Origin of the sequence: Mycobacterium sp. IS-1590, assembly GCF_001500025.1 — a bacterium.
GTDB lineage: Bacteria > Actinomycetota > Actinomycetes > Mycobacteriales > Mycobacteriaceae > Mycobacterium.
In genome coordinates this window covers 233,994-251,454 of sequence record NZ_LQIW01000048.1, presented here as the reverse complement: position 1 = coordinate 251,454, position 17,461 = coordinate 233,994, and the positions used below count along the sequence as shown (strand labels likewise).

Sequence of the window (17,461 nt, the reverse complement as noted above, 5' to 3'; positions counted from 1 at the left end):
CTACGCGCCGGGAGGAATCAGCCGCGTGGGCACCGCGGGTTCGCCGCGGGACAGTTTCAACCCGTCCCACGGCAGGCTCCTCAGACCGTCTCTGACCCGGGCGCGTGCCGCGTCGAGGCCCGTATCGGGGACCGGCTCACCTTGCTGCACCAGTGGAACGGTCAAGACCCGTCCAATGAGACCGTCGGGCTCTGCAGGCGGATGGCCATAGGGGTAGACGACCTCCTCGAGGATCGTGCCGGTCTTCTTGGCCAGCCGCAGCGCCTGCTTGCGGCCGCCGTGCGACTGTTTGCGGCTGCTGCGCTTCTCGACCGGAAGACCGTCCACCTCGGTCAGCTTGTACACCATTCCGGCGGTCGGGGCGCCGGAACCGGTGACCAGGGACGTGCCGACGCCGTAGATGTCGACCGGCTCGGCGCGCAGCGCGGCGATCGCGAACTCGTCGAGGTCGCCGGAGACGACGATCTTCGTCTCGGTGGCGCCGAGGTCGTCGAGCTGAGCGCGCACCTGACGCGCGAGCACCCCGAGATCTCCGGAATCGATCCGCACCGCACCGAGTTCCGGGCCGGCGACGTCGACGGCCGTTGCGACGCCCGCGGTGATGTCGTAGGTGTCGACCAGCAATGTCGTGTCCACACCGAGCGCCTCGACCTGAGCCCGGAACGCCGCGCGCTCGTCGGGGCCCTCGTGGGTGGTGTGGAGCAGCGTGAAAGCGTGCGCGCTGGTGCCCAGCGCCGGAACCCCGTAGTCGCGCTGGGCCGCCAGATTGGACGAGCCGGAGAAGCCGGCCAGATACGCCGCACGAGCGGCGGCGACCGCGGCGTACTCGTGGGTGCGCCGCGAGCCCATCTCGATCAGGGGCCGTCCCTGGGCCGCGCTGACCATGCGGGCGGCGGCGGAGGCGATCGCGGTGTCGTGGTTGAAGATCGACAACGCCAAGGTCTCCAACACGACACATTCGCCGAACGTGCCGTGCACCGACAGCACCGGTGAACCCGGGAAGTAGAGCTCGCCTTCCACGTATCCGTCGACATCTCCGCGGAACCGGTAGTCGGTCAGATAGGCGAGTGTCTTTTCGTCGAGGAAGTCCGCCAGCGCCGTGAGCGTCGCATCGTCGAATTCGAACTGCGCCAAGGCATCCACAAACCGCGCCGTGCCTGCCACCACCCCATAGCGGCGTCCTTCGGGCAGTCGGCGCGCGAAGATCTCGAATGTCGTGCGTCGGTGCGCGGTGCCGTCGCGCAGCGCGGCCGCGAGCATCGTCAGCTCATACTTGTCGGTGAGCAGGGCCGGGGATGCGGCGGTCACAGATGTCACCGTAGTAGTTCGAAGTGCCGGTTATGCGTTGGCTATCCTGAACGACATGGTTACGCCGGCGAAGGCTCGACCGGGGACTCGCGAAGAGCGGGGCGCCAAGTCTGTCGCGACGGAAGACGCCGCCGTCGACACACCCTGGGTGACCATCGTGTGGGACGACCCGGTGAACCTGATGACCTACGTGACCTACGTCTTCCAGAAGCTCTTCGGCTATCCGGAGGCGCACGCGACCAAATTGATGCTCCAGGTGCACAACGAGGGCAAGGCGGTGGTGTCGGCGGGCAGCCGTGAGGCGATGGAGATCGACGTGACCAAGCTCCACGCCGCCGGGCTGTGGGCCACCATGCAGCAGGACCGCTGACAGACACGTGCGTAAGTGGAAGCGGGTGGAGACTGCCGATGGAGCGCGTTTCCGGTCGGCCATCGCACCGCACGAGGCGGCCCTGTTGCGAAGCCTGGCCACCTCGGTGGTGGGCATGCTTCAGGAGCGCGAATCTTCGGCGCCCACAGACGAACTCGAAGCGATCACCGGGATGCGGACCGGCAACTCGACGCCTCCCGAAGACGACACGATGAAACGGCTGCTGCCGGACTTCTACCGGCCGCAGACAGAACATCCCGCCGGCTCCAGCGCCGCCGAGAGCCTCAACAGCGCACTGCGCGGCTTGCACGAGCCCGACATCATCGATGCGAAACGTCAAGCGGCACAGACACTTCTGGACACCATGCCGGAACAGGGCGGCAAGTTCGAACTGACCGAGGACGACGCGCATGCTTGGGCCGCCGCCGTCAACGACATGCGCCTGGCGCTGGGCACCATGCTCGCGATCTCACCGGACGGGCCCGACGAACTGCCGCCCGACCATCCGATGGCCGGGCACCTCGACGTCTACCAGTGGCTGACCGTGCTGCAGGAATACCTGGTGCTGGGACTGATGGGTAAGTCGAGATGAGTTCGATCACCGATGTGGCCGGTATCCGAGTGGGGCAGCACCATCGCCTCGATCCGGACGTGACGTTGGGTTCGGGGTGGGCCACCGGCACCACGGTCGTGCTGACGCCGCCGGGGACCGTGGGAGGCGTCGACGGCAGGGGCGGGGCCCCCGGCACCCGGGAGACCGACCTGCTCGACCCGATCAACTCCGTTCAGCACGTCGACGCCGTGGTCTTGAGTGGGGGCAGCGCCTACGGTCTGGCGACCGCCGACGGCGTGATGCGTTATCTCGAGGAGCAGGGGCGCGGCGTCGCACTGGACGGCGGAGTGGTACCGATCGTGCCCGCCGCGGTGGTGTTCGACCTTCCGGTCGGCGGGTGGCAGTGCAGGCCGACCGCCGAGTTCGGCTACGCCGCGGCCGCGAGCGCGGGGACCGAGGTGGCGATCGGCACTGTGGGTGCGGGTACGGGAGCGCGCGCCGGTGTGCTCAAGGGCGGTGTCGGCACGGCGTCGACGCAACTGGACTGCGGCGTCACGGTGGGCGCCCTCGTGATCGTCAACTCCGCGGGGGAGGTGTTCGACACTGCGACCGGCCTGCCCTGGCTGGCGTACCAGATCGAGGAGTTCGGGTTGATCCCGCCGCCGGCCGACCAGATCGCCGCCTACGCCGACCGCCATCGGGAGTACAGCCCGCTCAACACGACGATCGCGGTGGTGGCCACTGATGCCGCGATGAGCCCCGCGGCCTGCCGCCGGGTGGCCGTCGCCGCACATGACGGGTTGGCGCGCACTATCCGGCCGTGCCACACGCCGCACGACGGAGACACGGTGTTCGCACTGGCCACCGGGGCCGTGGAGGTGCCCCTCGATCCCACGACGCCGGCGTCGATGACCCCGGAGATGCCGCTGATCACACAGGTGGGCGCCGCCGCGGCGGACTGTCTGGCCCGCGCGGTGATGGTCGGGGTCCTGGCCGCCGAGTCGGTGGCCGGAATACCGGCGTACCGCGAGATGTTGCCCGGAGCGTTCGAGTAATCGCGAAACTGCACCCCAAGCAGCCGTTTACTCGATTTTTCGCTGCTGGAATACAGTTTCGTGCAGAAAGGGGTAGCTGCTGTGTTGGTGATCCGAGCGGATCTGGTCGACGCCATGGTCGCCCACGCCCGCGCCGACCATCCCGACGAGGCCTGCGGGGTGATCGCGGGGCCCGAGGGCTCGGACCGTCCGGAGCGCTTCATCGCGATGACCAACGCGGAGCGGTCGCCGACCTTCTACCGGTTCGACTCGATGGAGCAGTTGCGGGTGTGGCGGGAGATGGACGACGCCGACGAGGCCCCGGTCGTGATCTATCACTCGCACACCGGAACCGAGGCCTACCCGAGCCGCACCGACATCTCGCTGGCCCAAGAACCCGACGCCCACTACGTGCTGGTGTCCACCCGCGACCCCGATGAGCACGAACTACGCAGTTACCGCATCGTCGACGGCGTCGTCACCGAAGAACCCGTCAAGATCGTCGAGCAGTACTAGAAAGGCTTCACCGATGGCTGTCACCGTTTCCGTCCCGACCATCCTGCGCACCCACACCGGAGGGCAGAAGCGCGTCACCGCGTCCGGCGACACTCTCGCGGCGGTGATCAGCGACCTGGAGGCCAACTACAACGGCATCTCCGAGCGGCTGATGGACAAGGACAACCCCGGCAAGCTGAACCGATTCGTCAACATCTACGTCAACGACGAGGACGTGCGGTTCTCCGGCGGGCTCGACACCGCGGTCGCCGACGGCGACTCGGTGACGATCCTGCCCGCAGTGGCTGGAGGGTAACGGGCGTCTGATGGCGCGATACGACTCGCTGCTCGAAGCGCTGGGCGGCACACCGCTGGTGGGCCTGCGCCGGCTTTCGCCCCGGTGGGACGACGAGCCCCATGTGCGGCTGTGGGCCAAGCTCGAGGACCGCAATCCCACCGGGTCCATCAAGGACCGTCCGGCGCTGCGGATGATCGAGGAGGCCGAACGGCAGGGCCTGCTGAAACCCGGCGCGACGATCCTGGAGCCCACGAGCGGGAACACCGGCATCTCGCTGGCGATGGCGGCGCTGCTCAAGGGCTACCAGATGATCTGCGTGATGCCGGAGAACACCTCGATCGAGCGCCGTCAGCTGCTCGAGCTCTACGGCGCGCGAATCATCTACTCGCCGGCCGAGGGTGGGTCGAACACCGCCGTCGCCCACGCGAAAGAGCTTGCGCTGCAGAACCCTTCCTGGGTGATGCTCTATCAGTACGGCAACGAGGCCAACTCGTTGTCGCACTACGAGGGCACCGGCCCGGAGCTGCTCGCGGACCTGCCGGAGGTCACCCATTTCGTCGCGGGCCTCGGCACCACCGGCACCCTGATGGGGACCGGGCGGTTTCTGCGCGAGCGCAAGCCCGACGTCAAGATCGTGGCCGCCGAACCGCGGTACGGCGAGGGCGTCTACGCGCTGCGCAACATCGACGAGGGGTTCATCCCCGAGTTGTACGACCCCGAGGTGCTCACCACGCGGTTCTCGGTCGGTTCGTACGACGCGATCAGGCGCACCCGCGAGCTGGTTCAGGTGGAAGGGATCTTCGCAGGCATCTCCACCGGTGCGGTGCTGCACGCCGCGCTGGGCATGGCGGCCAAGGCGGTCAAGGCCGGCGAACAGGCAGACATCGCGTTCGTCGTCGCCGACGCGGGTTGGAAGTATCTGTCGACCGGTGCGTACGCCGGTAGCCTGGATGACGCCGAAGACGCGCTCGAAGGGCAGCTATGGGCATGACCGGGTACCCGGGAACCACACCGCCGCAACCGAGGAAGCGGCCCGCGTGGGTGGTCGGCGCCGTCACCGTCTTCAGCTTCGTCGTGCTGCTGTGGGTCATCGAACTGTTCGACTCGCTGTCGAACCATCGCCTCGACGACAACGGCATCCGGCCCATGGAGTCCGACGGGTTGGTGGGCATCCTGTTCGCCCCGCTGTTGCATTCGAACTGGGACCACCTCATCGCCAACACCGTTCCGGCGCTTGTGCTCGGCTTCCTGATGACGCTGGCGGGAATGTCGCGTTTCATCTTCGCGACCGCCATCGTGTGGATCCTCGGCGGGCTGGGCACGTGGCTCATCGGCAACGTCGGCATGCATTGCCCGTACGTGGGGGTGCGGTGCGAGGCCAACCACATCGGCGCTTCGGGGCTGATCTTCGGGTGGCTGGCGTTCCTCATCGTGTTCGGGTTCTTCACCCGCAAGGCGTGGGAGATCATCGTCGGCGTCATCGTGCTGCTGGTCTACGGCAGTGTCCTGCTCGGCGTGCTGCCGGGCACACCGGGGGTGTCGTGGCAGGGCCATCTGAGTGGGGCGGTCGCGGGCGTCATCGCCGCGTATCTGCTGTCCGGCCCGGAGCGTAAGGCTCGCGAGAAGCGCAGAAGCGTGGCGTCGAACCCGTACCTGCCGTCGTGAACCCGCCTGTGTCCGCCGACGCGCCCGTCGGCATCTTCGACTCGGGCGTCGGTGGCCTCACGGTCGCCCGCGCGATCATCGACCAGTTGCCCTCCGAGAACATCGTCTACGTCGGTGACACCGCCAACGGGCCGTACGGGCCGCTGTCCATCCCGGAGGTCCGGGCACATGCTCTGGCGATCGGTGACGATCTCGTCTCACGCGGAGTCAAGGCACTCGTCATCGCCTGTAACACGGCGTCGTCGGCGTGTCTGCGCGACGCCCGCGAACGCTATGCGCCGGTGCCCGTGATCGAGGTGATCCTGCCCGCGGTGCGCCGCGCGGTCGCGACCACCCGCAACGGTCGCATCGGTGTCATCGGCACCGCGGCGACGATCGCGTCCGGCGCGTACCAGGACGCATTCGCGGCGGCCCGCGACACCGAGGTGATCGGGGTGGCGTGCCCCCGGTTCGTCGACTTCGTCGAGCGGGGTGTGACCAGTGGGCGCCAGGTGCTCGGGCTCGCCGAGGGGTACCTCGAACCGCTTCAGCGCGCTCAGGTGGACACCCTCGTGCTGGGCTGCACCCACTACCCGATGTTGTCGGGTCTGATCCAGTTGGCGATGGGCGAGAACGTCGCGTTGGTGTCGAGCGCCGAGGAGACCGCCAAGGACTTGCTGAGGGTACTCACCGAACTCGATTTGCTGCGGCCGCACGACTCCCCGCCGCCCCAGCGGATCTTCGAGGCGACGGGCGACCCGGACGCCTTCACCGCCCTTGCCGCACGCTTTCTCGGCCCCACGCTCGACGGCGTTCGACCTGTTCAACGTCACGTCAGCGCGCCGAGATGATTTCGGTCGCTCAAACCGGCCATGTTTTCGTCACGGGGGGACGGGGCATGGCAAGCTAGTGAGCGTGCGAATCACCGTACTCGGTTGCTCCGGCAGTGTTGTCGGGCCTGATTCGCCGGCGTCCGGATATCTCGTCACCGCACCCGATACCCCGCCGTTGGTGCTCGACTTCGGCGGCGGCGTGCTCGGCGCGCTGCAGCGCCACGCCGATCCCAACGACGTGCACGTGTTGTTGTCGCATCTGCATGCCGACCACTGCCTGGATCTGCCGGGTCTGTTCGTGTGGCGGCGCTATCACCCGTCGCCGGCACAGGAGCGCGGCATCATGTACGGCCCCGCCAACACCTGGGCTCGGCTCGGTGCGGCGTCCTCGCCCGAGGGCGGGGAGATCGACGATTTCTCCGACGTCTTCGAGATCCGCCACTGGGTCGACAACGAAACCGTCACCATCGGCTCGCTCAGTGTGACCCCGAAACTGGTTTGCCATCCGACCGAGTCCTACGGCATGCGCATCACCGACCAGGACGGTGCAACGCTCGTCTACAGCGGCGACACCGGCTACTGCGACCAACTCATCGACTTGGCCCGCGACGCCGATGTCTTCTTGTGCGAGGCGTCGTGGACGCACTCGCCGGATCGGCCGCCCCGACTGCACCTGTCGGGTACGGAGGCGGGCCGGGCCGCCGCCGAGGCCGGCGTCGGCGAGCTGCTGCTGACCCACATTCCGCCGTGGACGTCGCGCGAGGACGTCATCAGCGAGGCCAAGGCCGAATTCGACGGCCCGGTGCACGCGGTGGTGTGCAACGAGTCGTTCGACATCGCGCGCGCGGCGGCCTGATGGTCTCCAGCAATGAGGTCGGAGCCAGCCGTTAGGGTTGGCTCGTGTCCCGAAGAGAAGACGGCCGGCTTGACGACGAGCTGAGGCCGGTCCGCATCACCCGTGGTTTCACCACCCATCCCGCCGGTTCGGTGCTGGTGGAGTTCGGCGAGACGCGCGTCATGTGCACCGCTAGCGTCACCGAGGGCGTACCGCGCTGGCGCAAGGGCTCTGGAAAGGGCTGGCTGACAGCCGAATACGCGATGCTGCCCGCCGCGACGCACGATCGGTCCGATCGCGAGTCGGTCAAGGGCCGCGTCGGTGGCCGCACCCAGGAGATCAGCCGGCTCGTCGGCCGGTCGTTGCGGGCGTGCATCGACCTCGCGGCGCTGGGCGAGAACACGATCGCGATCGACTGTGACGTGCTGCAGGCCGACGGGGGTACGCGAACGGCTGCTATCACCGGGGCCTACGTCGCACTGGCCGATGCGGTGACCTACCTGTCGGCCGCGGGCAAGCTGTCGGACCCGCGGCCGCTGTCGTGCGCGATCGCCGCGGTCAGCGTCGGCGTCGTCGACGGGCGCATTCGCACCGACCTGCCGTACACCGAGGACTCGCGCGCCGAGGTGGACATGAACGTCGTGGCCACCGACACCGGCACCCTCGTCGAGATCCAGGGCACCGGCGAGGGCGCGACGTTCCCACGCTCCACACTGGACAAGATGCTCGACGCGGCGATGGCGGCGTGTGAGCAGATCTTCGAGATTCAGCGCGAGGCATTGGCGCTGCCCTATCCCGGGGTGCTGCCCGAGCCGAAAGACCCGCCCAAGAAGGCGTTCGGAAGCTGACCGAGCTGCTGGTTGCCAGCCGCAACTCGAAGAAGCTGGCCGAGTTGCACCGGGTGCTCGCCGCGGCGGGGGTGTCGGGGCTGAGGCTGCTCTCGCTCGACGACGTGCCCGCCTTCGACGAGGCCCCCGAAACCGGGGCGACGTTCGAAGAGAACGCGTTGGCCAAGGCGCGCGATGCTCATCGCGCGACGGGCCTGGCGACGGTCGCCGACGACTCCGGTCTGGAAGTCGCGGCGTTGAACGGAATGCCCGGCGTGCTCTCGGCGCGGTGGGCCGGCCGGCACGGAGACGATGCCGCGAATACGGCGCTGCTGCTGGCACAACTGGCCGATGTACCCGACGAGCGGCGCAGCGCGGCGTTCGTGTCGGCCTGCGCGCTGGTGCACGAGGGGGGCGAAATCGTGGTGCGAGGGGAGTGGCCGGGCAGCATCACCCGCGCGCCACGTGGCGACGGCGGGTTCGGCTACGACCCGGTGTTCCTGCCCGCCGGATCGGAGCGGACCGCGGCCGAACTCGACGCGGCCGAGAAGGATGCGGCCTCGCACCGGGGGCGGGCGCTGACGGCGCTGCTTCCCGCGTTGCGTGAGTTGGCCGCGCGAACCTGAGCGCGAATTTTGTATAGATCAACTAAGCGGTAGCATCCCCGGGGTGCGCCGCGCCCCCGCCCAAGCCGATGTCGGCAGAACGCGGCACCCGGCGATCGTCGTGGCGGTGCTCGCGGCGGCGGGCATCAGCGTGTCCCTGATGCAGACGCTGGTCATCCCGCTCATTCCCGAACTGCCCACGCTGCTGGACACCAGCGCGTCCAACGCGTCGTGGGTGATCACCGCGACGTTGCTCACGGCGGCCGTCGCCACACCGATGTTCGGCAGGCTCGGCGACATGTACGGGCCCAAGCCCATTTTGATCATCTGCGCCGTACTGCTCACGGTCGGATCGTTGATCGCGGCGACGACGACGGCGCTGGTCCCGGTGATCATCGGTCGCGGGCTGCAGGGCTTCGGGATGCCGATCATCCCGCTGGGCATCAGCGTGATGCGCGCATCGGTGCCGGCTCATCGGGTCGGCACCGCGATGGGACTGATGAGCGCATCGCTGGGTGTGGGTGGGGCGCTTGGTCTTCCGCTGTCGGCGATGATCGCCGATCGCTTCGACTGGAGCGCGTTGTTCTGGTTCGGCGCCGCACTGGGGGTGATGTCGGCGGTGTCGTTCGCCGCGCTGGTACCGCGGCTGCCCTCGGTGTCGGCCGACCGCTTCGACGCGCTGGGCGCGATCGGTCTCGCCGGCGGGCTCGTCACGCTGCTGCTGGGCATCTCCAAGGGCGGAAGCTGGGGTTGGACCAGCGCGATCACCGTGACGATGTTCGGCTCGTCGGTGGTGATCTTCGGGTTGTTCGCGCTGTGGCAGTTCCGGACGGCTGCCCCGATCGTCGATCTTCGCACCACGCTGAAACGGCCGGTGCTGACGACGAATCTGGCGTCGATCGCGGTGGGCTTCTCGCTGTTCGCGATGTCGTTGATCGCGCCGCAGATCCTCGAGCTACCGGCGGGCTCGGGCTACGGACTCGGCCAGTCGCTGCTGCAGACGGGTCTGTGGATGGCGCCCGGCGGGTTGGCGATGATGTTGACGTCGCCGGTGGCGGCTCGGATCGCCGATGTGCGCGGGCCTCGGTTCACCTTGTTCGTCGGGTCGACCGTGGTGGCCGCCGGGTACCTGTCGGGGCTGGTGCTGATGAACAGTGCGTGGCAGCTGTGCGTGTTCAACGTGATGGTCAGCATCGGCGTGGGTTTCGCGTTCTCGTCGTTACCCGCGTTGATCAATGCCGCCGTGCCGGTGTCGGAAACGGCCGCTGCCAACGGAATCAACGCGCTCGCGCGCTCGCTGGGCACATCGATCTCCAGCGCGGTGATCGGTGCGGTGCTGACGGTGATGACCACGACGGTGGCCGGGCACGAGGTGCCGTCGTTGGCCGGTTTGCGGGTCGCGCTGCTGATCGCAGCCGGTGCGGCCGTCGTGGCCGCGCTCACTGCGCTCGCGATCCCGAAACTCGGTGAAATGAACGAATCAGAACCGGATCTGGCGCTGGCTACAGACCGTAGCGGTCTTTGATCTCCCTGGTCTGGACCTGCTCGACGATGATGCCGACGAGCGGAATGGTGCCCGCGAGCAGGACGCCGATGGTCTTTCCGATCGGCCAGCGCACCTTGACCGCGAGGTTGGCGGTGAAGAGCAGATACACGAAGTAGACCCAGCCGTGGACCACCGCGATCCAGTTCAGGCCTTCGACGTGGTAGACGTACTTCATCACCATCTCGTAGCAGAGCGCGATGAGCCAGATGCCCGTCGTCCAGGCCAGCACCCGGTAGCCCAGGAGTGCCTTGCGGACGTTTTCGGCGGAGGTGATCGGCGGTTCGGTCATGTGGCCGGGTGTTCCTTGTCCTTCTCGGCGAGCTCGGCCAGGTAGGCGTTGTACTCGCGCAGTGCGGGGTCGTCGACATCGTCGTCGAATCGGGTTGTCGCTGAGGGCTTTTGCGGGAGCAGATCCTCGGGGATCTCGGTGAGATCGCGTTTCGCGGGCTCGGGGGGAGCTTCCTCGTAGCGCACGAATTTGTAGTAGGCGTACACGACGAAGCCGGCGAACAGCGGCCACTGCATCGCGTAGCCGAGATTCTGGAAGCTGCCCGAGGCCGACTCGAAGCGGGTCCACTGCCACCACGCCAGCGCAAGGCAGCCGACGGCCCCGACGATCACCAAAGCGATGAGCGCCGGCCTCCTACGCCGTGTAGTGGACACCTTCCAACGGTACCGCGACGTCCTTGGGGCCGACGAACTCGTCGAGGCGGTCCGACAGGTGTGCGGGAGGCGCGGAGTAGCATCGACACTCGCTGCGGGCGTGGCGCAATTGGCTGACGCGCCGGCTTTAGGTGCCGGTGTTCGAAAGAACGTGTGGGTTCGAGTCCCACCGCCCGCACGAACTCACCTAGCGGCGAAGTACTTCTGCCCGTCGCTGGGAATGCGCCCGAAGCCTGCCTTGAGTAGCGGCGCCAATACTTTGACGGGCACGCTCATCGCGTTCTTCGGTTCGATCGCGACGACCCAGGTGAACCGTGTCTGCTCGCCGTCGGCCTCGACGATGTAATCCTCGGCGAAGCGTTTGAACAGCGGCAACGTCGACTCGTAGACGTAGAAGGACTTCTGATGGCCCTCGTCCCATTCGAAGAAGCGTTCACGTAGGACGGCGCCGCCGAGGGCGGTCACGTCACGGGTCGTCCCGACTCCGAACGGACGCGGTGAGGTCCAGGTGACGTTCTTGACCGCGGGCCCCCACGCCGCCAGCGACTCGTCCGAAGTCAGCGATTTCCACACCTGCTCCGGGGTCGCGGCGTAGCGCTTCTCGTAGCGGAAGACGTGGGGAGCCGACGCCAAGAAGTCAGCGTCAGCGGATGCCAGGGGATACCAGCGGGCCATAACCGGCCATCATCGCAGGCGTGTACCGGCGCGCGTCAGTCGTCTGCGCTCTGCTTGCCGAAGCACAGCAGGCTGGCAGTGAAGCTGACCACGGCCACGAGCCCCGCGGCGGCGGCCAACGGTGCGTCGGAGGCACCCCAACTCGACAGGCTCACGGCGACCGCGATGATTGCGGTGAAGATCAAAAAGAGGCCGGTGGTGGCGATCGCCTCGGCGGTCGGGTTGTCGGCGGGGGCGAGAGCGCGCTCGCGCATCGGGGTCTCCTGGTGGCTCACGGAATCGGTTGCGCTGAGGTTGCCCGCTGGCAACGCCAGTGAAACCCGCGGCCTGAAAGATGCGGTTCAGCCCGCCTTTCGGACGGTGAATCCATTGCGTTCGGCCAGCGACTGTAGTTGCCGCAACGCGAACTGGCGTGCCCGGCCGGTGTCCGGAATGTAGATGCCGGCCCACACCCCGACCGCTCCGGGTGTCTGACACGCCTCCTGGGCGCAGAGCCAACGGCGAGGACATGTCCGGCACAGCTCCTTGGCGCCCTCGTCGGCCCCGAGGGCCCACCGGTCGGGGTCCTGAATGCAGGCGCCGAGCGCCGTGTCCTGGGGCGCGTTGACCGCAACGGGGCGCGTCGTCCGGCCATTCAGCCGCTCGTCGACGGGCATCTGCGTTTCCTTTCGGTCGGGACGGTCCTCCGCCACGAGGGTGACAATACACGCGTATCGGTTTCCGACAATACATGCGTATTGGCTACTGTGTGGGGGTGAGCACTCAGACCTGCGGGTATCGATGACGGCGGCGTCGACGGGGCAACACGCCTCCGAGAAGCATCAGCGTTCGAGCGTCGAACGGATTCGCGATGCGGCGCTTCAGTGCTTTGCGGCTCGCGGCACGTCGGCGACGTCGCTTCGCGCAGTCGCGGCGGAAGCCGGCGTCTCGCTGGGGTTGGTCCAGCACCACTTCGAAACGAAAGCCAACCTGATCAAGGCCGTCGACGACCACGTGCTCGGGGTGATGAATACCGCACTCATGCAGCGCATGCCCGAATCAACGGTGGACTCCATCACCGACGTGGGGGACCGCGTGACGTCCTTGGTGGCCGACGAACCCGATGTGGTCGCATATGTCGTACGTGCGCTGACCGACGGGAGTTCGCTCGGCACGCAGGTGTTCGACTCGCTCGCCGCCGTCGGCGCTCAGCGCTGGCAGGCGCGCAGGGAAGCCGGGCTGACCCGCCCCGACCTCGACCCGACGTGGGGTGCACTCAACCCGCTGGTGTTGGCCCTGGGCGCCTGGATCCTGCGCGACCACATCGAGCGTCACCTCACCGAACCGTTCGACACCCCCGCCCAACTTCAGCGATGGGGGAGCGCGGTGAACGCGCTGCTTCGCGATGGCCAGATGCGCGACGAGTCGTGACGCTGCCTTTTACAGCGATGTGCCGCCCACCCGCTTGCGGTAGCTCGTCGGCGTCTCCCCGCAGAACTGAGTGAAGGCCCGGGTGAAGGAACTGAGGCTGTCGAAGCCGACCGCCGACGACGTCTCCTGCACCGACTGACCCGGCGCGGCCAGCAATGCCATGGCCTTCAGCATGCGGGCGTGCAGAAGGTATGTGCGCCAGGACAACCCGACCGAATCCTGGAACAGCCGCCGGAGCGTGCGTTCGGACACCGAAACGGCCCGGCTCACCTCTTCGGCGGTGACACCGTCGAGATGCTCCTTGGTGTAGGCCATTGCGGCGGCGACGATCGGATGCTCGGACGTGGGCAGGCTCAACGGCGCCTCGTGGTCGAGTGCCTCGGTCACGAGATTGGCCAGCGTGCGGAAGAACGCGTCGGAGATCTCGTCGCCTTCGGCGCGGTCGATGGGCCAGCGCAGCGCGTAGATCATCATTTCGCGGATCAGTGGGGACACCGCCAGGATGCGCGCCCGGTCGCCGGCATGCGGGATCAACTGCGGGTCGAACATCACCGCGACGGTCCGGACGTCGGGGTTCATGGTCGCCTGATGGTCGAGACCCACGGGAATCCATGCGGCCTGCTGCGGCGGCAGAAGGTAGTGCGCCGAGTCGGTTTCCACCTCGACGACCCCGCCGAGCGCGTACTCGATCTGGTGCACGTCGTGCGAGTGCCAACCGGTGATCAGCGCATCGCCCTCATATAGATAGCTGCCGCCCAGCGCTCGACCGCCTCGCCGCAGGTCGATGACGCGTCGGTTCGCGCCGGCCGCCATGTTGGCCGGTTGGGCAAAACCTCTGTCCGATAGCGCAGAGACGGTCATGGGGCTAGACGGTACTACTGGGGTATGAACGTTGACGACCTGATCCTGGTGAGCATCGATGACCACGTCGTGGAACCGCCCGACATGTTCCTGCGGCATGTCCCGGCCAAGTACAAGGACGAGGCGCCGATCGTGGTGACCGACGACAAGGGCGTCGATCAGTGGATGTATCAGGGCCGCCCGCAGGGTGTCAGCGGGCTGAACGCGGTGGTGTCGTGGCCGGCCGAGGAGTGGGGCCGGGATCCGGCCGGGTTCGCCGAGATGCGGCCGGGTGTGTACGACGTGCACGAGCGGGTCCGCGACATGAACCGCAACGGCATCCTGGCCTCGATGTGCTTCCCGACGTTCACCGGGTTTTCCGCACGCCATCTCAACATGACCCGCGAAGACGTCACCCTGGTGATGGTGTCGGCCTACAACGACTGGCACATCGACGAGTGGGCCGGGTCCTATCCGGACCGCTTCATCCCGATCGCGATCCTGCCGACGTGGACGCCGGAGGGGATGTGCAACGAGATCCGCAGGGTCGCGGCCAAGGGGTGTCGAGCGGTGACCATGCCGGAACTGCCCCACCTCGAAGGCCTTCCGAGCTATCACGACGAAGAGTACTGGGGCCCGGTGTTCCGTACGCTCTCCGAAGAGAACGTGGTGATGTGCCTGCACATCGGGACCGGCTTCGGCGCGATCAGCATGGCGCCCAACGCCCCGATCGACAACCTGATCATCCTGGCCACCCAGGTCTCGGCGATGTGCGCACAGGACCTGTTGTGGGGTCCGGCGATGCGCAACTATCCGGACCTCAAATTCGCCTTCTCCGAAGGCGGTATCGGCTGGATCCCGTTCTACCTGGACCGCAGCGACCGCCACTACACCAACCAGAAGTGGCTGCGACGCGACTTCGGGGACAAGCTGCCGTCCGACGTGTTCCGCGAGCACTCGCTGGCCTGCTACGTCACCGACAAGACCTCGCTGAAGCTGCGCCACGAGATCGGTATCGACATCATCGCGTGGGAGTGCGATTACCCGCACTCAGACTGCTTCTGGCCCGACGCGCCCGAGCAGGTGCTGGCCGAGCTCGACGCCGTGGGGGCGTCGGATTCCGACATCAACAAGATCACGTGGGAGAACTCCTGCCGGTTCTTCAGTTGGGACCCGTTCAAACTTACCCTTAAGGAGCAGGCGACCGCGGGTGCGTTGCGCGCCAAGGCAACCGACGTCGACGTCTCGATCCGGCCGCGCAAGGAGTGGGCGCGGCTCTACGAGCAGAAGCAGCTCGCCAGGGCGTGAGACCTGACGTGCGCGTCGTTGGCTGACGCGCACTCAGGGGCGGCCGGCCGCGTCGCCACGCGGTGGGTCTCCGAGCCGGAGTCGTTGCACCGAGGCAAGAATCGATGCCACGCCGATGCTCAGGAAAAGCACACCCAGCACGAGGAAAATCAGGCCGCCGTGCGCGAAGAAGGTGTAGCCGCGCACGATGCCGAGCGCGATGGCGACGACTCCGCCGAGGATCAGCCAGCGGGCCTGGCCGACGGTGGTCGGAACGAGACTGTTCATCACTGGTGGCTGCGACCCTGCGCTCACCACACCAGTCCGCGGACCATTTCGGCCGGCGGGATGTCCTCGACGGCGATGATGCCCTGCGGGGCGCGGCACACCCAGTCGATGACGTTGACGACGCGGGCCGCGGTTGAGACGCATCCGGCCTCGGTGACATCGAGTACCGGATGAGACAGCAGCGTATTCACTTCGATGCGCGGCTCGCCTTCCACGATCACCTTGTGGACGCCGGAGTGACCCTCGGGTGGGTATTCCCAGTCCGGCGCGGCCGCCGGTGTAAGCCGGGTGGTGTGCTCGACGGTGATCAGGGGCGCGCCACCGCGGATTCCCTCGGCGGCGAACCGCACCCCGGCGAGCCCCCCGGGTTCGACGGTCATCATCTTGCATTCGATGCGCCGGTCGGCGTACCAGGGCTCGAATCGCTGCGTGACATCGTCGAGTTCGACACCGAGGTGGTGGGCGATGTTTCGCACCAGCCCACCGAACATCGTGGTGATAACCCCGGGCTGGAATGCCATCGCGAGCTCGTCGTCGACAGTGGTGCCGAATCCCATTGCGGTACCGGTGTACTCGTAGTCGTCGTAGTTGCCGTAGTCGAAGACTTCCTGCACCGTGACCGATTCGGCACGGGTCACCAGGCTCAAGGCGGCCAGTACCGCGGTGTCACCGGAGTATCCCGGATCGATGCCGTTGACGTAGAGCGACGAATTGCCCGCCGCGCAAGCCTCTTCCAGCGGCACCCGCAGCCAGTCGTCGATCTGCCGAGGTGTCACCAGCCATACCAGCGATGTGCCGACCACGTTGATCCCGGCGGCCAGGAAGCGCGACATCTCCTCGATCGCCTCCATCGGCCGCGTCTCGCCCAAGGCGGTGTAGACGACGCAATCCGGTTTCAGCGCGATCAGCGCGTCGATGTCGTCGGTCGCGGTGACGCCGGTCGGATCGCTCAGTCCGCACAACTCGGCGGCGTCGCGGCCGATCTTGTCCGGGTTGGCGGCGTGTACCCCGACAAGCTCGAGATCGGGCCGCCCGAGGAGCGCCCGCAACGAGTGCTGCCCGACGTTGCCGGTGGAAAATTGGACCACTCTGCGCATCTCGCGTCCGTTTCTATCAGTAGTCGGGTATGGGCAGTGGCAGGTTGTTCGAGTCGATTCCGCCGTCGACGTGGAAGATGGCGTTGGTCGCGTAGCAGTCCTTGGTCGATAGGTAGACACAGAGCCGACCGAGATCCTCGACGTCGCCGAGTCGATGCAGCGGCGTGAGCGAGAGCATCGTGTCCAGTGCCCCCGGCATCATATCGAGGCCGGATTGCAGTCCCTCGGTGGCGAACGAGCCGAGTGCGATGGCATTGACGCGGATCTTCGGTGCCAACTCCTGGGCCATCGCCCGGGTGAGCGCTTCGAGCCCACCCTTCGCGACGCAGTACGCGGTAAGCGCGCGGATACCGAAACGTGCTGAGCCCGAGGAGATGTTGACAATGTTGCCGTGGCCGGCCTCGATCATGTGACGGGCGGCGAGTTGACTCATGATGAACGCCGACGTTACACACCAGTCGAAGGTGTGCCGGAAGTCCTCGTCGGTGATGTCGAGAAACGACCCGAACGTCGAACCACCCACATTGTTGATGAGGATGTCGATACGCCCGAACTCTTTCATCGCCGTGTTCACCACGCGCTCACCGTCCGGTCGGCTCATCGCGTCGGCCACCAGGGCCAGCCCCTTGCCACCCGAATCCTCGATGCCCTTGATTGTTTCCACGATGTCTGATTCGGTACGTGCCGTGCCGACGACCGTGGCGCCCGCTTCCGCGAGCACCCTCGCGATACCCTCGCCGACTCCCTTGCCGGCTCCGGTGACGATCGCGACCTGCCCGGCGAGGTTGAACTGTTCCAGCGCCATCGCAGACTCCTTCCGAAATTGACTGCAGTCAATCACACATGTCAATAC

Annotated in this window: 24 protein-coding genes and 1 tRNA gene; 15 read left to right on the top strand and 10 right to left on the bottom strand. The window is 67.0% G+C overall.

Annotation, left to right across the window (positions count from 1 at the left end; genetic code table 11):
* Nucleotides 1–1,260, bottom strand: a complete 1,260-nt coding sequence (locus tag AU197_RS22270) for a nicotinate phosphoribosyltransferase (protein ID WP_231745163.1) — start codon at nucleotides 1,258–1,260, stop codon at nucleotides 1–3.
* 103 nt (nucleotides 1,261–1,363) lie between these two features.
* Between AU197_RS22270 and clpS the strand changes: the two genes are divergently transcribed.
* Genes clpS through AU197_RS22210 form a run of 12 tightly spaced genes read left to right on the top strand, consistent with a single transcriptional unit; the run spans nucleotide 1,364 to nucleotide 10,327 of the window.
* Nucleotides 1,364–1,678: an ATP-dependent Clp protease adapter ClpS gene (gene clpS, locus AU197_RS22265; protein ID WP_064405504.1), complete on the top strand. Its 315-nt coding sequence runs from the start codon at nucleotides 1,364–1,366 to the stop codon at nucleotides 1,676–1,678.
* Between the two features lie 7 nt (nucleotides 1,679–1,685).
* Nucleotides 1,686–2,270, top strand: coding sequence for an oxidative stress transcriptional regulator AosR (gene aosR / locus AU197_RS22260; RefSeq protein WP_064405503.1), 585 nt, complete (start codon nucleotides 1,686–1,688; stop codon nucleotides 2,268–2,270).
* Entirely contained in the window at nucleotides 2,267–3,286 is a 1,020-nt protein-coding gene (locus tag AU197_RS22255) for a P1 family peptidase (RefSeq protein WP_064405501.1), read from the top strand. Before aosR ends, AU197_RS22255 begins: the two co-directional genes overlap by 4 nt.
* Nucleotides 3,287–3,346: 60 nt before the next feature.
* Entirely contained in the window at nucleotides 3,347–3,781 is a 435-nt protein-coding gene (locus AU197_RS22250; RefSeq protein WP_286145569.1) for a M67 family metallopeptidase, read from the top strand.
* A 13-nt stretch (nucleotides 3,782–3,794) separates the two neighbouring features.
* Complete coding sequence (locus AU197_RS22245) at nucleotides 3,795–4,076, top strand: MoaD/ThiS family protein (protein ID WP_064405498.1); 282 nt, start codon at nucleotides 3,795–3,797, stop codon at nucleotides 4,074–4,076.
* A gap of 10 nt (nucleotides 4,077–4,086) precedes the next feature.
* The gene (locus AU197_RS22240) at nucleotides 4,087–5,049 is read left to right on the top strand and encodes a cysteine synthase (protein WP_064405496.1); all 963 of its coding nucleotides are present in this window, start codon (nucleotides 4,087–4,089) and stop codon (nucleotides 5,047–5,049) included.
* Nucleotides 5,040–5,723 (top strand): rhomboid family intramembrane serine protease, encoded by a 684-nt coding sequence (locus AU197_RS22235; RefSeq protein WP_064405495.1) that lies wholly within the window; start codon nucleotides 5,040–5,042, stop codon nucleotides 5,721–5,723. Before AU197_RS22240 ends, AU197_RS22235 begins: the two co-directional genes overlap by 10 nt.
* A gap of 8 nt (nucleotides 5,724–5,731) precedes the next feature.
* Nucleotides 5,732–6,553 carry a glutamate racemase gene (murI, locus tag AU197_RS22230; protein ID WP_156434522.1) on the top strand — a complete coding sequence of 274 codons (822 nt, stop codon included), beginning with the start codon at nucleotides 5,732–5,734 and terminating at the stop codon, nucleotides 6,551–6,553.
* Between the two features lie 58 nt (nucleotides 6,554–6,611).
* Nucleotides 6,612–7,391: a cyclic nucleotide-degrading phosphodiesterase gene (locus tag AU197_RS22225; protein WP_064405491.1), complete on the top strand. Its 780-nt coding sequence runs from the start codon at nucleotides 6,612–6,614 to the stop codon at nucleotides 7,389–7,391.
* A gap of 44 nt (nucleotides 7,392–7,435) precedes the next feature.
* Nucleotides 7,436–8,218 (top strand): ribonuclease PH, encoded by a 783-nt coding sequence (gene rph, locus AU197_RS22220; protein WP_064405490.1) that lies wholly within the window; start codon nucleotides 7,436–7,438, stop codon nucleotides 8,216–8,218.
* Entirely contained in the window at nucleotides 8,215–8,823 is a 609-nt protein-coding gene (gene rdgB, locus AU197_RS22215) for an RdgB/HAM1 family non-canonical purine NTP pyrophosphatase (RefSeq protein WP_064405487.1), read from the top strand. The genes rph and rdgB overlap by 4 nt, the downstream gene beginning before the upstream one ends.
* A gap of 43 nt (nucleotides 8,824–8,866) precedes the next feature.
* Nucleotides 8,867–10,327 (top strand): MFS transporter, encoded by a 1,461-nt coding sequence (locus AU197_RS22210; protein WP_064405485.1) that lies wholly within the window; start codon nucleotides 8,867–8,869, stop codon nucleotides 10,325–10,327.
* Here AU197_RS22210 and AU197_RS22205 read toward each other — a convergent pair.
* Together AU197_RS22205 and AU197_RS22200 are read right to left on the bottom strand one after the other, a co-directional pair.
* A complete protein-coding gene (locus AU197_RS22205; RefSeq protein ID WP_064346463.1) occupies nucleotides 10,305–10,637 on the bottom strand; it encodes a DUF3817 domain-containing protein in 333 nt (110 codons plus the stop codon). The genes AU197_RS22210 and AU197_RS22205 overlap by 23 nt on opposite strands.
* Entirely contained in the window at nucleotides 10,634–11,011 is a 378-nt protein-coding gene (locus tag AU197_RS22200; RefSeq protein ID WP_064405484.1) for a hypothetical protein, read from the bottom strand. Before AU197_RS22200 ends, AU197_RS22205 begins: the two co-directional genes overlap by 4 nt.
* Nucleotides 11,012–11,105: 94 nt before the next feature.
* On the opposite strand from AU197_RS22200, the gene AU197_RS22195 reads away from it, so the two are divergent.
* Nucleotides 11,106–11,189 (top strand) — tRNA-Leu (locus AU197_RS22195).
* A 5-nt stretch (nucleotides 11,190–11,194) separates the two neighbouring features.
* Here the strand turns inward: AU197_RS22195 and AU197_RS22190 are convergent.
* The 3 genes from AU197_RS22190 to AU197_RS22180 all read right to left on the bottom strand — a co-directional run bounded on the left by AU197_RS22190 (nucleotide 11,195) and on the right by AU197_RS22180 (nucleotide 12,342).
* A complete protein-coding gene (locus AU197_RS22190; RefSeq protein WP_064405482.1) occupies nucleotides 11,195–11,686 on the bottom strand; it encodes an SRPBCC family protein in 492 nt (163 codons plus the stop codon).
* 35 nt (nucleotides 11,687–11,721) lie between these two features.
* The gene (locus tag AU197_RS22185; RefSeq protein WP_064346466.1) at nucleotides 11,722–11,940 is read right to left on the bottom strand and encodes a hypothetical protein; all 219 of its coding nucleotides are present in this window, start codon (nucleotides 11,938–11,940) and stop codon (nucleotides 11,722–11,724) included.
* Between the two features lie 87 nt (nucleotides 11,941–12,027).
* Nucleotides 12,028–12,342: a WhiB family transcriptional regulator gene (locus AU197_RS22180; RefSeq protein ID WP_064405614.1), complete on the bottom strand. Its 315-nt coding sequence runs from the start codon at nucleotides 12,340–12,342 to the stop codon at nucleotides 12,028–12,030.
* A gap of 124 nt (nucleotides 12,343–12,466) precedes the next feature.
* On the opposite strand from AU197_RS22180, the gene AU197_RS22175 reads away from it, so the two are divergent.
* A complete protein-coding gene (locus AU197_RS22175) occupies nucleotides 12,467–13,096 on the top strand; it encodes a TetR/AcrR family transcriptional regulator (protein ID WP_064405480.1) in 630 nt (209 codons plus the stop codon).
* 9 nt (nucleotides 13,097–13,105) lie between these two features.
* Here AU197_RS22175 and AU197_RS22170 read toward each other — a convergent pair whose 3' ends face one another.
* On the bottom strand, nucleotides 13,106–13,957 hold the full coding sequence (locus AU197_RS22170; protein WP_064346468.1) for an AraC family transcriptional regulator: 852 nt from the start codon (nucleotides 13,955–13,957) through the stop codon (nucleotides 13,106–13,108).
* 24 nt (nucleotides 13,958–13,981) lie between these two features.
* On the opposite strand from AU197_RS22170, the gene AU197_RS22165 reads away from it, so the two are divergent.
* Nucleotides 13,982–15,244: an amidohydrolase family protein gene (locus AU197_RS22165; RefSeq protein ID WP_064405479.1), complete on the top strand. Its 1,263-nt coding sequence runs from the start codon at nucleotides 13,982–13,984 to the stop codon at nucleotides 15,242–15,244.
* Nucleotides 15,245–15,277: 33 nt separating this feature from the next.
* Here AU197_RS22165 and AU197_RS22160 read toward each other — a convergent pair whose 3' ends face one another.
* Genes AU197_RS22160 through AU197_RS22150 form a run of 3 tightly spaced genes read right to left on the bottom strand, consistent with a single transcriptional unit; the run spans nucleotide 15,278 to nucleotide 17,413 of the window.
* Complete coding sequence (locus tag AU197_RS22160; RefSeq protein WP_064405477.1) at nucleotides 15,278–15,511, bottom strand: hypothetical protein; 234 nt, start codon at nucleotides 15,509–15,511, stop codon at nucleotides 15,278–15,280.
* Between the two features lie 23 nt (nucleotides 15,512–15,534).
* Nucleotides 15,535–16,608: an NAD(P)H-dependent amine dehydrogenase family protein gene (locus AU197_RS22155; protein WP_064405475.1), complete on the bottom strand. Its 1,074-nt coding sequence runs from the start codon at nucleotides 16,606–16,608 to the stop codon at nucleotides 15,535–15,537.
* 16 nt (nucleotides 16,609–16,624) lie between these two features.
* A complete protein-coding gene (locus AU197_RS22150) occupies nucleotides 16,625–17,413 on the bottom strand; it encodes an SDR family NAD(P)-dependent oxidoreductase (protein ID WP_064405471.1) in 789 nt (262 codons plus the stop codon).
* Nucleotides 17,414–17,461 lie beyond the last annotated feature (48 nt).